Annotated in this window: 10 protein-coding genes and 1 other RNA gene; 7 read left to right on the top strand and 4 right to left on the bottom strand. The window is 54.9% G+C overall.

Annotation, left to right across the window (positions count from 1 at the left end; genetic code table 11):
- Nucleotides 1-191 precede the first annotated feature (191 nt).
- From NC979_RS13590 to eno, 5 genes are all read left to right on the top strand, one after another.
- A complete protein-coding gene (locus NC979_RS13590; protein WP_190522166.1) occupies nt 192-1601 on the top strand; it encodes a hypothetical protein in 1410 nt (469 codons plus the stop codon).
- A 338-nt stretch (nt 1602-1939) separates the two neighbouring features.
- On the top strand, nt 1940-3058 hold the full coding sequence (locus NC979_RS13595; protein ID WP_190522168.1) for a saccharopine dehydrogenase family protein: 1119 nt from the start codon (nt 1940-1942) through the stop codon (nt 3056-3058).
- A gap of 412 nt (nt 3059-3470) precedes the next feature.
- Complete coding sequence (locus NC979_RS13600) at nt 3471-4388, top strand: hypothetical protein (RefSeq protein WP_190522170.1); 918 nt, start codon at nt 3471-3473, stop codon at nt 4386-4388.
- Nucleotides 4389-4488: 100 nt separating this feature from the next.
- Nucleotides 4489-4923 (top strand): DUF2188 domain-containing protein, encoded by a 435-nt coding sequence (locus NC979_RS13605; protein WP_190522172.1) that lies wholly within the window; start codon nt 4489-4491, stop codon nt 4921-4923.
- Nucleotides 4924-5436: 513 nt separating this feature from the next.
- Complete coding sequence (eno, locus tag NC979_RS13610) at nt 5437-6735, top strand: phosphopyruvate hydratase (RefSeq protein ID WP_190522174.1); 1299 nt, start codon at nt 5437-5439, stop codon at nt 6733-6735.
- 208 nt (nt 6736-6943) lie between these two features.
- On the opposite strand, the gene NC979_RS13615 is transcribed toward eno, so the two are convergent.
- Together NC979_RS13615 and NC979_RS13620 are read right to left on the bottom strand one after the other, a co-directional pair.
- Nucleotides 6944-7150 carry a hypothetical protein gene (locus tag NC979_RS13615; RefSeq protein ID WP_190522176.1) on the bottom strand — a complete coding sequence of 69 codons (207 nt, stop codon included), beginning with the start codon at nt 7148-7150 and terminating at the stop codon, nt 6944-6946.
- Between the two features lie 93 nt (nt 7151-7243).
- Nucleotides 7244-9346: an alpha/beta hydrolase family protein gene (locus tag NC979_RS13620; RefSeq protein ID WP_190522178.1), complete on the bottom strand. Its 2103-nt coding sequence runs from the start codon at nt 9344-9346 to the stop codon at nt 7244-7246.
- A 220-nt stretch (nt 9347-9566) separates the two neighbouring features.
- Here NC979_RS13620 and NC979_RS13625 point away from each other — a divergent pair, with 220 nt between their 5' ends.
- Together NC979_RS13625 and NC979_RS13630 are read left to right on the top strand one after the other, a co-directional pair.
- Nucleotides 9567-11981: a CHAT domain-containing protein gene (locus NC979_RS13625; protein WP_190522180.1), complete on the top strand. Its 2415-nt coding sequence runs from the start codon at nt 9567-9569 to the stop codon at nt 11979-11981.
- A gap of 56 nt (nt 11982-12037) precedes the next feature.
- Nucleotides 12038-13342, top strand: coding sequence for a YegS/Rv2252/BmrU family lipid kinase (locus NC979_RS13630; protein WP_190522181.1), 1305 nt, complete (start codon nt 12038-12040; stop codon nt 13340-13342).
- 317 nt (nt 13343-13659) lie between these two features.
- Here NC979_RS13630 and NC979_RS13635 read toward each other — a convergent pair whose 3' ends face one another.
- Together NC979_RS13635 and ssrA are read right to left on the bottom strand one after the other, a co-directional pair.
- Nucleotides 13660-13818: a hypothetical protein gene (locus NC979_RS13635; protein WP_190522182.1), complete on the bottom strand. Its 159-nt coding sequence runs from the start codon at nt 13816-13818 to the stop codon at nt 13660-13662.
- 179 nt (nt 13819-13997) lie between these two features.
- Nucleotides 13998-14401: a transfer-messenger RNA gene (gene ssrA / locus NC979_RS13640) on the bottom strand.
- Nucleotides 14402-14519 lie beyond the last annotated feature (118 nt).

Raw genomic sequence — 14519 nt, forward strand, 5'->3', positions numbered from 1 at the left:
CCTGTAGGCAGGGATGGCACCGATCGGTAGATAGTGCCAGCGAGAGGGGCGAGCGCAACTACTACCGATGATTGATGGCGAAGCCAGCCAAGAGAACAATAATCAAAGCTTGAAGGCAGCGGCTATGCGGATTTACTCTACTCCAGTCCAATGCCGGTAGCCCAGTCCTTGTGCTCCTAGGCCGCTTATCCATGGTCAAGTTTAAATCTTACTTTGAGCGTCACTATCCCAACCTAGAGCGCGTTATCGCCATCATTGCTTTAGTCAACTTGGCGCTAGTCTTTTTTGATCTCACCTATCTCAATTTGCGGCCGGTTTATAGGCAGTATTTGTCCCCTGTTACACAGGTCTATGACCCCGTTAAAGGCATTAAGGCACATCCTCTAACCGAGCGTTATTTGACCCAGGTTGAACAGCTCAAAAGCCAGCTTGATCAAACTGGACTGCGATCGCTCCCCACTCAAAATTCGCTATCAGACTTGCAGAATCTCAGTCAGCAGCTGTCAACAGAGCGCGCCTTTGCTGAGCCCCATGGCGACCTTGCCCTAGTTGCCATTCAGCAAGCTCTGCGATCGAGAACAGCTCAGCTTTCAGCCCAGGATGCTTTTAGCCAATTTTGGAGTGCAGACTATCTCGAACAGGCGAATTGGCAAACGGAGCTTGAGTTTTGGGATAGGCAAATTCAACCATTTTTTCAGGGCAACTATTATCGCACCGTCAACCGGTGGGGTGCGCCAACCGATTATTTTTGGCTGATTGATTTGCCGTTTGTTCTAATTTTTGGGGTAGACATTCTGGCGCGCATTAGTGCTACCCGGCGGCGCAACCCGGATCTAACTTGGATAGAGGCTGGCCTGCGGCGATGGTACGATCTGTTTTTGCTGCTGCCATTTTGGCGCGGGTGGCGAGCTTTGCCTGTGGCCCTGCGCTTGTACCAGGTGGATTTGCTAGCACTAGAAGCGGTGCAAGCTGAGGCCCAGCGGGATGTAATTGTCACAGTTGGGGCTGACATTGCCGGTATTGCCGGCATTGAGATCATCGAGCAGCTTCAAGATTCAATCCGACAAGGGGAGCTGCTGAATTGGATAGCCCTAATTGACCCAGTGGCTGACTCTGAAAACTCAGTTGATCTGGTAGCTGAGGAAGAGATCACGGCGATCGCTAGCCGCCTCTACCAAGTTGGGGTAGACAACATCTTGCCCCAGGTTCAACCCGACATTGAGGAGCTGGTGCAGCACAGCATTGCCAGAACGCTAGAGCAGATGCCAGGATACCCCCAGCTCAACTATTTACCGGGCTTAGAGCAGGTATCTGTGCAGATGATTAAGCACCTGTCTCATTCGGTGGCTCAGGGCCTTTACCGCAGTGTTGCGGGGAGCTTGTTAGACGCTAGAGGCGCAGAAATTACCGCTCGCCTACAGCACAATCTACGAGAGGCGCTCGCCAGTGAATTGAGTCAATACAACACCCGCAAAGAGATTGAATCGAGGTTAGTCAGCGCCTTAGACAAGTTCAAAATCAAATATGTGAAGGCTCTGGCAGAGGCGGGTGGCGAAACGCTGGCTAACCACACAGAGCTATTGCGCAAGCAGCTCAGCTAACATTGCTGCTCTCATAAGCCTTTGCATTCAAGCAGCCTATCTTTGATCCCCTAACCTATTCCCTCCCAGGTAGGAGGGTAAATAGGTCAAAGAACCTTAAACTTTTAAATATTGTTTAGCCGCGAGCTGACCCACCTAGAGCTGGTCAGGCTTGAAGTGGTGCCAGCTTAATTTTGAGGCTGTTTATTGCAAAAATAGGTTGAATGGCAGTGCCTCAACGACAGCTTTAATCCGGTTATCAAAAGACACTAGTTGAAGGGTCTGGTTTAGTTAACTCTTAACTTCTATTCTTCTGAAGACTTTTGGTAGCGATGACTTGCAGAGATTAAACAAAAATTATGCAAAGAGTACTAATTATCGGCGGCTGTGGACGAATTGGTGGCAGTATTGCTAAAGACATTTTGGCTCACACTGATGCTGAAGTGACTATTACCGGGCGCAACCCCCAACTGGGTACCGCAGCTTTAGAAAGACTGGGTTCCAAAGTGCAGTTTCAGCTGTTGGATCTGACGAATCAACCGGAGGTGGAAACAGCGGTCGCTAAGGCAGATCTGGTCATCCATTCGGCTGGCCCTTTTCACTACCGAGATGTTGGTGTTTTGCGCGCCTGTATTGATCAGGGAGTCGGCTACACCGACGTTAGCGATGAACGCAGTTTTACCCGCAAAGCCCTAGCCTTGCACGCTGAGGCCGAGGCTGCCGGGGTGACAGCCGTCATCAATACTGGGGTATTTCCTGGTATCTCAAACAGCATGGTGCGCCAAGGGGTCGAAGCCTTAGACAAAGCGACCTCGATTCAACTGAGCTACATCGTTGCTGGCTCTGGTGGTGCTGGCGTGACGGTGATGCGAACTACTTTTATTGGTCTGCAACGCCCCTTCGAGGCCTGGCTGAACGGTATCTGGCAATCGGTGAAACCTTACTCAGGTCGAGAAACTTTGGAGTTCCCGGCTCCCTACGGCAAGGCCAATGTCTACTGGTATGACATGCCTGAGTCGATTACTCTACAGGAAACCTTTCCGGTAGATAATGTAATTACAAAGTTTGGCGTAGTGCCCGACTTTTATAACCACGCTACTTGGGCAATGGCCAACTGGCTGCCACCAGTGGTGTTGCGCAATCGGCAAACGGTAGAGTTTTTAGCCCATGTCAGTCATTCTATGACCAGTGTGACCGATCGCTTTAGCGGTACCGGGGTAGCTATGCGCTGTGACATCAAGGGGCAGCAAGGGGGGCAGGATGCTCACTATGTCAGCACCTTTGCCCATGAGAGCGCTGCGATCGCTACTGGCCTGGGCACGGGCAGTATTGCAGAGCTGATGCTAACCGGCAAGCTCGAATGCCCTGGGGTGCACCCCGTGGAGCAAGCGCTGCCCACAGATTTATTCAAAGCAACGATGGATTCTCGCCAGCTAGAGATTCGTGAAACCATGAGCCAAGTCGAGGTGACTGCTTAACTTGCTCAAGAGCAAAAATAGAAGGGCGAAAAACTAAAAAATGCTCAATAGGCTTGGATTGGGATATCTTGCGCTGTCCTGATCCAGGCTTCGTCTGCTATATAAATCACACTTTTGGGCTGGATGCGATCGCATAACCTATTGAGTCAAGGCTCTAGGTATCGATACGCCAATTTTTGGCGCCGAATCTTAGGAATTTGTGTTTTAGTGCTCATTGAGCAAGCACTTAGGAGAGCCCCTTTCTAGCTATTCCTAGGCTTGGGCAAGAAGTACCTCGGAAGATTTTTTTAATCTATCTACCTGTAGATCGTCAAACCATCTCATCCTTGGGGTTGAGGTTGGTATTACGGTGAAAAAATTATTGTTTGGTTAAGTAACAAATTTTTTCTTATTCCCGAAAAAGGGGATTGTTATGTATCGGCCAGAAAAAGTACAGGCTTACTTGACCTCCATCAGTGAAAGCCGTTCTCCCGTGGAAGACGCTTTAAAGCGCAACATTTTTAAGTATGGTTTGTGGTTGCTAGGAATTCCGGCGATCATTTATGGAGCAGTTGATCGGGGTGTGGCAGCTTTCTCCGGTCCTGTCTTCGATGCGACTGACATCTCCTACTGCTTAATAGGACTAGTTATTTTGCTGGGATGGGTTTGCATTGGTTTGGCCGAAGATCATCCCGACGGGACCATCCTAAAGGCAGATCAGTCAATTGATTCTGCGATCGCCCCAGCCTCAGAATACATTGCTCAACAGACTTATCGGCTGCCGTTTCCCTACCTCTGTCAGGTTTACCATCTGCTCAACGTTCAACATTTAGAAGACATCCATCGCTTCAGCCTAGGAAATTTGAAGGTCATTAAAGTCAGCGATTTCCAAGCAACCCAAGAGGGCGGCAAAATTCGTTTCGAAACGATGCTAGATTCCCCTTTTAACGTTCTTCGCATGTGGCGAAACCCAGTGGTTGAAGTGGATCTGACGATTCACTCACCTCATCAAATTGAGCTAAAAGTGCCAACTTACGGCCAAAAGTTTATTCGAGTTTTATTTAATGTGTTGCCTCTCAATGACCAAGAGCATCACCTGTCAATTCAATTGTTTAGCAACTTAGCATGGCCGAAGGAATTGCTGAAAGCCATATTAATTGTGGCTTCTAGTCTTACCCTTCTCGAGGACCTGCCCTACCTGAACCACTTGGCCAGACGTAACTATGACCGACTGTTTAGCCAAACTTCTGAAAAACGACGGTCGAGTCAGGCTATGCAGCTCTTTCATCGCTATGCCGATCTCTACAATGGCTCTTGGAAATATCGGCAAATGCAGCTGCTAGATAATTAATAGCTCACCAATAGGGAAAGTCATTCTTCAGACAGTTGCAGTTGACTAAAAGTGGCGCAAATTTAGAGGTAGACGAACCTTAGTGGGCTTGGAGGTAAAAATGCCCTGGACTTACGACGAATTCCCAACCTCCATGAAGAATCTGACTGCTGAGGTGCGGCGAAAGGCGATTGATATTGCCAATGCTCTTTTAGACGATGGGTATGAGGAAGGTCGGGCGATCGCGATTGCCACTGCTCAATCAGAAAAGTGGGCTAAACGCCGTCACAAGCAAATCGCTAAGAAAAATACCGGTGGCACCACAGGTCAGGCCGTTGCTGCCGATGATGAAAAAGATAATGGAGAATCCATTCACGTCTTTGCTGATCCGGAAGAGTCAGGGTGGATTGCGACCCAGGGCCAAAAACGGATTGCCCAGGGCAGCAAAAAGACTGATGTAGTCGACAAAGCAAAAGAGAAGGCCAAGGCTCAAAGGACGGAACTCTGTATTCACAACAAGCAGGGCGATCTTGTTGAAGAACACGACTATTCATAAGAGCGCTAGATCCCTGCTTAGATAAAACCCAAATCTCTTTCTTTTCAAGACTTTTCTGAAAACCTTAGAAATGTCGGTCAGTTTCGCATGATGTGAGTGTACTGGCTCAGCGTAGACTGTGTGGTCATGAGGATGGTCAGCGCTAGTTTCCTGAAAATTCTTCAGCTTCAAGCGGCCACCCTTCAAAAAAAGCTGCTTGGAAGATGCTAATAGCTTGTAAAGCCTTAATCTGCTGCCGGTACGATGCAGGAGCACTGGCACTTGCTTTAAAAGCGCTGCTGGAAGCGAGCCTACTTAATGCGCGCGTTTAGTGAAGTAGGGTTGTCTAGACGGTTGTTGAGTCACTTCCAAACTAGCTCGGCGAGTTGCGCTGGATAGCGTAAACGGTGGCCGAAGCGACGTTAGAAGGGGGCTTTCACCCGGTAGGATACTACAGGATATTTAACGCTTCAGCGCGTGCGCCCTCAATGGCGAGGTTGCAAGGTCTATGGAATTACCAACGGAGTAGTCGTTATGGTCGCAATTACATCGGTTCACGGTAGGCAGATTCTAGATTCGCGGGGCAACCCCACGGTTGAAGTCGATGTAGTGCTAGAAGGTGGGGCTAAGGGGCGTGCTGGCGTGCCTTCTGGAGCATCCACCGGTATTCGCGAAGCCCTAGAACTGCGGGATGACGACAAAGTCGTCTACGGTGGTAAAGGGGTGCTCAAGGCCGTAGCCAACGTCAACGACACCATTGCCCCAGCCATCCTCGGCATGGATGCGATGGATCTCGCCGCCGTAGATCACAAAATGCTGGCTTTAGACGGCACTGACAACAAGGGTACTCTGGGCGCTAACGCCATTTTGGGCGTATCGATGGCGGTGGCTCGGGCTGCTGCCGTTGCTGCCGATATTCCCCTATACGTGCATCTAGGTGGACCCGATTCGGTGCTGCTGCCGGTGCCCTGCTTCAACATCATCAACGGCGGTGCCCATGCCGACAACAGCGTCGATTTTCAAGAATTCATGATTGCTCCGGTGGGTGCGCCGACTTTTTCTGAGGCGCTGCGCTACGGGGCCGAGGTCTACCACGCGCTCAAGTCGGTGCTGAAAGCGGCGGGCTATAGCACCGCTATCGGCGACGAGGGCGGTTTTGCCCCTAACCTCAAGAGCAATGTGGAAGCGATCGAAGTCATTCTCAAGGGCATTGAGAAAGCCGGTCTGCGGCCTGGGGATGACATTGCGATCGCCCTTGACCCGGCCGTCAGCGAGCTGTACCAAGAAGACGGCAGCTATCTGTTCTACAAATCCGACAACAGCCGCAAGTCTACCGCCGACATGATTGACCTGTGGGAAAGCTGGGTCAATCAGTTTCCCATTGTGTCGATCGAAGACGGCCTCGGCGAGCAAGACTGGGCAGGTTGGCAGGCCATGACCCAGCGATTAGGCGATCGCATTCAGCTGGTCGGCGACGATGCCTTTGTAACTAACCCTGCCATCATTGCCCAGGCGATCAAAGACGGCGTTGGCAACTCGACCCTGGTCAAGGTCAATCAAATTGGCTCGATTACTGAAACCCTTGAAGCGATCAAAATGTCCCACGAGGCGGGCTACACCTGCATGGTCAGCCACCGCTCCGGCGAAACCCCCGACGACTTCATCGCCGACCTGGTGGTGGGCGCGATGACCGGCCAGATCAAGTCCGGTGCCCCCTGCCGAGGCGAACGCCTATCGAAGTACAACCAGTTGCTGCGCATCGAAGAAGAACTGGGTGCTAAGGGCCAATATGCCGGGCTCAACACCTTCAAGCGCAAAACTCTGACTGCCTAGGGATCACAACCTCCCATCCCTCTCACGCAAAAGAGGGATGCCTGAACTCAGACTGCCGTAGCCCTGCTGCGGCAGTTTTTGTCTGTAGGGGCTGAGCATGCTCAGCCCCTATCACAGAGTTCACCAAACAGCGTTCGGTAGGAACCAAAAAAATCCCGGCTTGACCCAGCCGGGATTACCATGCCTTCCTAATCCGAACATCGAACTCCTACGGATCGCTGGGCCTAAAGTTATCTGGCAGTTCACACTGCCCAGTCGGTCCCACAACTCTGATATAGCCTCCCCCGTCCTGCAATTCCATCTCAAACTCCCCCTGAAATTCAGACAGCACTAGCGCCACCAGCGCCCCGACTAATACAAACCCCGCCGCCGCTGCCACCCCTTTCAACCCCTGCTGAAACGATTCGCTCAACATCCCCGCCCCCTCGGCAATGCCTAAACAACCCTCTAGTGCTTAGTAAGCGTTAGCGAGCAACTGAGACAGCAAGCTGGGTACGGTTATCCCCGCTTAGGGCTGCAAATATTGTCGAAAAAATTCGATTTGCAGCTGTGCGGCTAGAGACTGATGGCCCGACCCATAGAGGCTGTGCCCCACCCCCTGAAACTCATAGAGGGTAACGGGCACCTCCGCCCGCTCAATCACATCGTGGAAGTTGCGGGCTACATCGACCTGCAAAAAATCTTCGGCCCCATGAAACAACAGCGTGGGGGTGCGAATTGATGCCGCATTGTAGAGGGGCGACGTCTGCAGGTAGGCGCTAGGAGCTTCCATCGGCGTTTGTCCTACCAAGTACGACAGCAGCGACGAGTAGCCCAGCTGCCACTCTGTCAGCGTGTCGAGCAGTGAGCACTGGGGGTTGGCCGCCGCCGCCAGCTGAGGATACTGGCTGGTGAACTGAGCTGTGTAGTAGCCCCCGTAGGAGCAGCCCGTGATCCCCACCTGGTTAGCGGTCGTCCACCCCTGCTGAATCATCTGGCGCACAATCTCAGCTCCCTCTTGGAGGTCGAGCTGCCCAAAGTTTTGGTTGTCGGCCAGAGCGCGGTAAAACTCGGGGCCAAAGCCCTCGCGCCCTGACAGGGGCACCACCAGCACCGCCAGGCCAAAGTTGGGCAGCAGGTTCAGCGGCATTTCGACCTCGGTGGCAAACTCGTTCGCCATCGAGAAGCCCGGCCCCCCCTGCTGCCAAACTACAATCGGCACTCCTTGGGGCGGGAAGGCGCTGCCCGCGGGTTGAATCAGAAAGCCTTGGCGCTCCCCCTGAGTAGTGGTAAAGCTTACCGGATCCATCCGCACTCGGTTACTGCTGACAACGGCCTCGTTGATGGTGGTGAGCGATCGCGGCTCCGACTCGCCATCGGTTGTGAGCGCAAACAGCTCGGGCGGCTGCGTCACCGATGAAAAGCCGTATACCACAGTGTCGCCATTCTCACTAGCAACAATCGACGCCGAATCCACGGAGCCTGGCGGCAGCGGCAGGGGAGTAAGGGTTCGCTGGCCTAGGTCGTAGACATGCAGGTGGCGGTTGATGCCCTCAGTGCCCCAAAACAGCAGGCGATCGCCGCCTAAAAACTGCCCCCCTGTTTCCGTTGGCCCCCGCAGAGCGTCAGCCTCGATCGTATCTAGCACCGTCCCAGCTAGGTCATAGACCTCAAAGTAGGCTGACTCAGGAAACACGTAGGATGGATATTCCCGACCCGCCACCGCGCTGGGCCGATAGCGCTTGAGCAGCAGCCGTTGGCCATCGGGACTGAGGCTGGCCCCAGCAAAGGGGTCGCCACCACGAGCTGGAGCGGTTAGCTCTAGACGTAGCGGTTCAGATTGGGTGAAGTCAAACACTCGCACGGTGCTGTGCTGGTGAAAGGGGTTATCTACCGGATCCAGGCGGCCCAGGGCGTCTTGCACTACGGGCTTGGCCAGGCTAGGGGTGTTGGGAGTGCGATCGTACAGGCGGCGTTCCTCCCCCGACGACATCACCAGGGCCACTTGATCACCGCTCTCTGACCAGGCCAAGGGCTGAATCTGCAACCCCTCGGGCAGTTTGGCTACCTCCACTCGACGCAGCGACGGCAAAAACACCACATAGATGGTGTCCTCGTCTTCGCCGTAGACCCGCAGGGCAAACTTCGAAAAGTCGGGGGCCATGCCCAAGATTTCACCCTCTTCGGGCTGGGTGGGATAAACCTGGGTGCGCGATGCAATCTCTGTCACCCGGTTGACGCTGATGATTTCCCAGGGGCCGTAGGGATCCTGCTGCACAAACCGCAGAGTGTCGTTGCTGATCCAGCGCAGGGGCAGGTCAGGGCTGACCATGTCATACTCCAAGGCGAGGGCATCGCTCAGCGTCCCGGTGCGCAAGTTGAGAAAGTGCAAACTGCGATCTTCTGTAAAGATGCGGCTGCTGACAGCCACCACCAGGGTAGAGCCGTCGGGGCTTAGGGTGCTGAGTACCTCAATCTGCCGCACCCCGAGCAGGGCATCGAGCCGAGTTTGTTCAGCCTCGGATAGGGGCGGTACCTCAAATCCTTCAAGCTCTACGGAGATGATCTCTGCTTGGCCTGGAACTGCCGCTATCACAGCCGCGAGGGTGGCTAGGGCGAGCGATCGCAGCATTGCGGCCCTAAGAGAACAGCGGCGACTTAACCCACTGCCCCAACCACCAAAATTACGCCAGGAATTCGCCACCGTGGCCCTGTAATTAAAGACAAGTCATCATAGCGCCATCCCCATACCTGGCGGGTGATCTAACCAGAGTTTGTTAACAACCCTGCCACCCCTCTCGCCGAGAGCAGCCCAGCGAGCTACCGTGAAAGAAATTCACCCCCTACCGCCCGTGACCCAGGTCGTGACCCAGGAATTTCAGCTTTCGATTACCCCCCTGGGGCCAGACACCTACCTGCTGCGCACCGAAGTCGTGGCTCCTGGGGTACCCCTGGCCGAAGCTCAGGTCACCTGGCCTTTAGCAACCTGGCTGTCCCAGGCCGAGGCGTTGTTTCAGGATCCACTACAGGCCCTGCTCGCTGCCCCTACTGCCCCCGTCTCCACCTCTGACCCTTGGACACAACTTGGTCAAACCCTCCACCAGGGCCTGTTTCAGGGACGCATTCGCGATAGCTGGGTCGCCGCTCAAGGCGTGGCTCAAAACCGACGGCAACCTCTGCGGCTGCGCTTGGGGTTCAAAGACAGTCGGGTGCAGCGCCTCCCCTGGGAACTGCTTTACGACGACGATCGCCCCCTAGCCACCGGCCTCGATGTCACCCTGTGCCGCTATTACCAAGCCCAAACGGTAACCGACCTGGCGGCTATGGTCCCCCTCTCCCCCGCCAGCGACCCTATCCGCTTACTGGTGATTATCTCGGCTCCCAGCGACCAGGAGCGCCTAGCCCTGCGCCAGGAGGTACAAAGTTTAATCGACAGTCTTCAAGCAACTCGGCTAGGCTACCTAACTTTAGAACTGACGATTTTAGAACAGCCGGGACGGCCTGAGCTGGCCCAGGCGCTAGAGCAGGGCAAGTTCCAAATTCTCCACTACGCAGGCCACAGCGAGGCCGGCGATACTGGCGGCGATCTGTTTCTAGTCAATCGTCAGACTGGTCTGACGGAAAGGCTCAGCGGCGAAGACCTCGCAGGCCTGCTAGTCAACAACGGCGTTCGCCTAGCGGTGTTTAACTCCTGTCGCGGGGCCTACACTCCCCAAGATGATGCTCAGGCCGGCTGGCGTGACCAAAACCTGGTGCAGGCCCTAGTCAACCGAGGGGTTCCCGGCGTCATCGCTATGGCCGATCGCATCCCCGACGATGTGGCCCTCACCTTTACTCAGCTGCTTTACCGCAACCTGCACCAGGGCCACCCCATCGACCTCTGCCTCAGCCGAGTACGCCAGGGGCTGATGTCGGCCTACGGATCAGATCAGCCCTTTTGGATGCTGCCTCTGCTTTACCTGCGCCCCGACTTCGACGGCTACCTTTACGCCCATGACAGCGCCGCTGCCTCAGAAAGCGGTTTTGGCGATGATGATCTAGCCGAGGCCGCCCTGCTGCTGCCTGACTACAGCACTGACCCCGAAATCTCTAGTTTGGCGGAGGAGGTCTTTACTCAGCAGGCTAGGGATGTCGCCACCGACAGCGCTGTCCCACCCCTCTACGACTGGCTGCAAGATCTAGAGCAGCCCGAGCCTTCCGATCCCGCTGTGACCAACTTGGTACAGCGGTTATCTCAACCCCAACCTTCAAATAATGGCAGCGGACCGGGCTCCGATCGCCCCCTAATCGCCGACCCCGCCGAAAGCCTGCTGCCCCAGACCCAGCCCAGCCCGACGCCGCTGTACCCCCTACCTCCAGACCCGAATGCTACTTCAACCGCAGGAGTGCCACCGCTGACTTGGGCGCTGCCTCGGCGCTGGTCGGTGTCTCCTAACCTGCTGGTGTGGGGTAGCTTGGGCCTAGCGGGGTTAGGGGCAGTGCTGGGGCTAGCCACCATCACCCTAACCACCGTCAACCGCCCCACGGTGAGCGACCCGGTTGAGCCACCGGTGGCTAGTGACGCTGGCGGAACCTCGTCAACTGCCAGCCCGGTGCTGCTGTCAGGGGCGCTAAATGCGCTCGCCCTAGGGCGTACTGACACCGCTCGCATTTTGATCGAGCAGTTACTCGATCGCAACGACCTGACCACTGCTGAGTCAGCGGTGAGCGCCATAGCTGAGTCACAACTGCTCGACCCAGACCTTGCCTATGTGCGAGGGCGATTGGCCTGGCAGCAAATGGTCGCTGGCAGTGCCGCCGACACCTCCCCCAGCGATGCCCTACGCGCTTGGAATCAGGCCACCGAGGGTCGCCCCGACTTTCTTGAGGCGTGGGTGGCGCTGGGGTTTGCCCACATGGCTATGGATGACTACGACCAGGCCACAACAGCCTGGCAACGGGCGATCGACATTGACCAGCGCCAGCGGCGCGACATTAACCCCGACGATCCCCAGGTGGCCGTTCCCGTAACGGTCAACGCCTATGCGGGGCTGGCTCTTGCTTACCACAAGAACAGCGAGCTGGCCATCGCGGCCGAAGAGCAGGCCCAGCTCCGGCAGCAGGCCCAATCTTATTTCGCTCAGACCCTGGCTCTCGACTCCACTATGGTTAATCCCAATGCCTTATCCCTCAACTGGCGCTGGTCGCCGGCTCTGATTGGCAGTTGGCAAACCACTGTCAGCCAGCTGGCCGTTAGCAGCGGCAACGCAGTAGAGACCAATAACTGAGCTTTTCTCACCGGCTAAAGCGGGTGTTAGCATGATTAGACTACTGAGAATCATTTATGCCCAGCACTCTCGCGATTCTGGCCCATCCCACTCAGGCTACCGCCGTCCTGGATTGGCTCTCAAAGCATGAGGGGGTGTTGACCCACTTTCAAATTATGGCCCCGGCAGAAATGGCCCAAGGCATTGAGCAGGGTTGGGATCTACAAAAAATAGAGCTAGTTGCCCTCAAAGAATCTAACCAGGGGGGCGATATTGAGCTAGCTGCCCACATTCTTGCCGGGGAGGTGGCAGGGGTAATTTTCTTCACTGACCCGGAGGCGCTTGCCTTCGCCTTTCCCAGTTTTTCCCTGGTGCTGCGGGCCTGCCAACTCCAAGGCATTCCCGCTGCCCTCAACGCCATGTCGGCCACCCTGCTGCTGCGGGGCATTGCCGAAAGCCAGATTGCCTACCTGATCTTTAATCCGGTAGCCGGCCAAGGTAACCCCAATACCGATCTTGCCCTGATCAAAGAAGTGCTCGAGCCTCAGATCCTGGTCAACGTGATCATGACGAAACCCGAGCTTGATCCGGCGGAGCAGGCCCAAGAGGTGATTGCCCACATTCAGTCCAAGACTGAGCACGACATGGGCCGCAGCCTGATTATTGCCTCCGGTGGCGATGGTACGGTGTCGGCAGTCGCCGGAGCCACCATCGGGACGGGTATTCCCCTGGGCGTGATTCCGCGGGGTACCGCCAACGCGTTTTCAGTGGGCTTGGGCATTCCCACTAACTTGCGCGCTGCCTGCGAAACGATTTTGGCAGGCAACACCCACGTGATTGATGCCGCCCGCTGCAACGACATTCCTATGATCCTGCTGGCTGGGTTAGGTTTCGAGGCCGGCATGGTCGATGGGGCCAGCCGCCAGCTCAAAAACGAGCTGGGTAACTTGGCCTACGTGCTCTCGGGGGTGCGACAACTGGCCGCCGCTGAACCCTTTACCGCCACCCTCGAAATTGACGGTGAGGTGACGACGGTGGTTACTACCGCTATTACTGTCGCTAACGTAGCTCCGCCGACCTCTGTGCTGGCTCAGGGTTTAGGGGAGGTGATCCCTGACGACGGCCTGCTAGAGATTACCATTGCCACCAGCACGACCCGGCTGCAGGGCATTAATGCTCTGGCGTCTCTAGTTGCAGCCGCGGCCTGGGGTAACCCAACCCAACGGGACGACATTACCTGCCTACGGGCTCGCCGCATTAAGGTAAGTACCGACCCGCCGCAAAAGCTGGTGGTCGATGGCGAGATTTTAGAAGTCAACCCAGTATTGTTTGAGTGCCTACCCGACGCGCTTACGGTATTTGCGCCCCTCCAAACGCTCTAGCCGATTCCAAAGGCATGGCGACAACGGGTAGCTCAAGGGGCTGACCGTGAACTCATGGAGGCTGGCACCAAGGCGATGACCGCGTACTAAGCACAAACCCCAATTTATAAAAGGCGCTCTGGAGGTGCGATCGCCTACTGCAAACGGCCGTTGGGTCAGAACAGATTCGACGTAGGGGCATTAGTACAATGCCCCTATCGAAGATTTCGCCTGTCAACGTGCCTAACTAAACCAAGCCGCTGCAACGCCTTGATCTCTTCGCTAAAGCGCACTACGAGATGTCTTAGCAGCTGAGAAAGTCTAAATAGAGTTTAGGGTTAGGGGCTGGGATGCCGCTCAGGCCGATACTCCCGCAGCCAGCAGCGTTCTAGGTAGCGCACTTGGTGCAAATACCAAAACCGCCAAGGATTGAGGACGGTTTTGTAGTTGCGACAAAAAACTGGTTGGTGAAGATAGGGCAGGATGGGAAACCGCATTGTTCTAAATAGGATGATCAATAGTGACGAAGCTGGACTAGCATTCGCTCAAGGTCTTGTTTCAAGGGCAACACAGCAGTCAGCCGGGGCTGCTTCCTCAGTATAGGCAGATGAAAAAAGAGACCCAACATTGGGTCTCTCAGATGGAAAGATAATTAATAATCGAACACAGAATTTAGAGATGGAGCTGACGGGAGTCGAACCCGTGTCCGCTTTGAGTATTAACACACCACTCATTCACAGGCTTAGCCCGTCTAATCCTCAGGGCCGGAACCGCCACTTATCCCGGACGGCGGGATTCTCTGGCTAAGTCTTAGTCAATGAATCCACCAGAGGAGAATCATTGAAGCATCCGTTGGGGTTTGTTCATAGCTCTTAACGGAGTCAAACTATGAACGCTCGCTAACTAAGTTAGAACTAAACTAGGTTTAGGTTAAGCGGCAACAGGTGCAGCTTTACGAGCAAAAGGAACGATGTTGTTCGCATTTACGTTTGTTTTGAGCCTTGATTTACGAGAGTAGACTCACTCTCGGCCTGTATCACAGCGTGACTTTCGTCAAAACGTCGAAACCGTTACAGCCCCACGATATTGCTTACCTAACCATTATAGATCATTGATTTGGATGATCGGTATTTCCCCTGTTCCCTAAATGGGGTCAGGGGCACGGAATATCGGCTAAGCGGCTTTGTGAAGGCGACCG

This window comes from Leptolyngbya subtilissima AS-A7 (assembly GCF_039962255.1).
GTDB lineage: Bacteria > Cyanobacteriota > Cyanobacteriia > Phormidesmidales > Phormidesmidaceae > Nodosilinea.

Coding starts and splice junctions, on each gene's coding strand:
- NC979_RS13590 (WP_190522166.1), top strand. CDS start 192: ATGGTCAAGTTTAAATCTTACTTTGAGCGTCACTATCCCAACCTAGAG.
- NC979_RS13595 (WP_190522168.1), top strand. CDS start 1,940: ATGCAAAGAGTACTAATTATCGGCGGCTGTGGACGAATTGGTGGCAGT.
- NC979_RS13600 (WP_190522170.1), top strand. CDS start 3,471: ATGTATCGGCCAGAAAAAGTACAGGCTTACTTGACCTCCATCAGTGAA.
- NC979_RS13605 (WP_190522172.1), top strand. CDS start 4,489: ATGCCCTGGACTTACGACGAATTCCCAACCTCCATGAAGAATCTGACT.
- eno (WP_190522174.1), top strand. CDS start 5,437: ATGGTCGCAATTACATCGGTTCACGGTAGGCAGATTCTAGATTCGCGG.
- NC979_RS13615 (WP_190522176.1), bottom strand. CDS start 7,150: ATGTTGAGCGAATCGTTTCAGCAGGGGTTGAAAGGGGTGGCAGCGGCG.
- NC979_RS13620 (WP_190522178.1), bottom strand. CDS start 9,346: ATGCTGCGATCGCTCGCCCTAGCCACCCTCGCGGCTGTGATAGCGGCA.
- NC979_RS13630 (WP_190522181.1), top strand. CDS start 12,038: ATGCCCAGCACTCTCGCGATTCTGGCCCATCCCACTCAGGCTACCGCC.
- NC979_RS13635 (WP_190522182.1), bottom strand. CDS start 13,818: ATGCGGTTTCCCATCCTGCCCTATCTTCACCAACCAGTTTTTTGTCGC.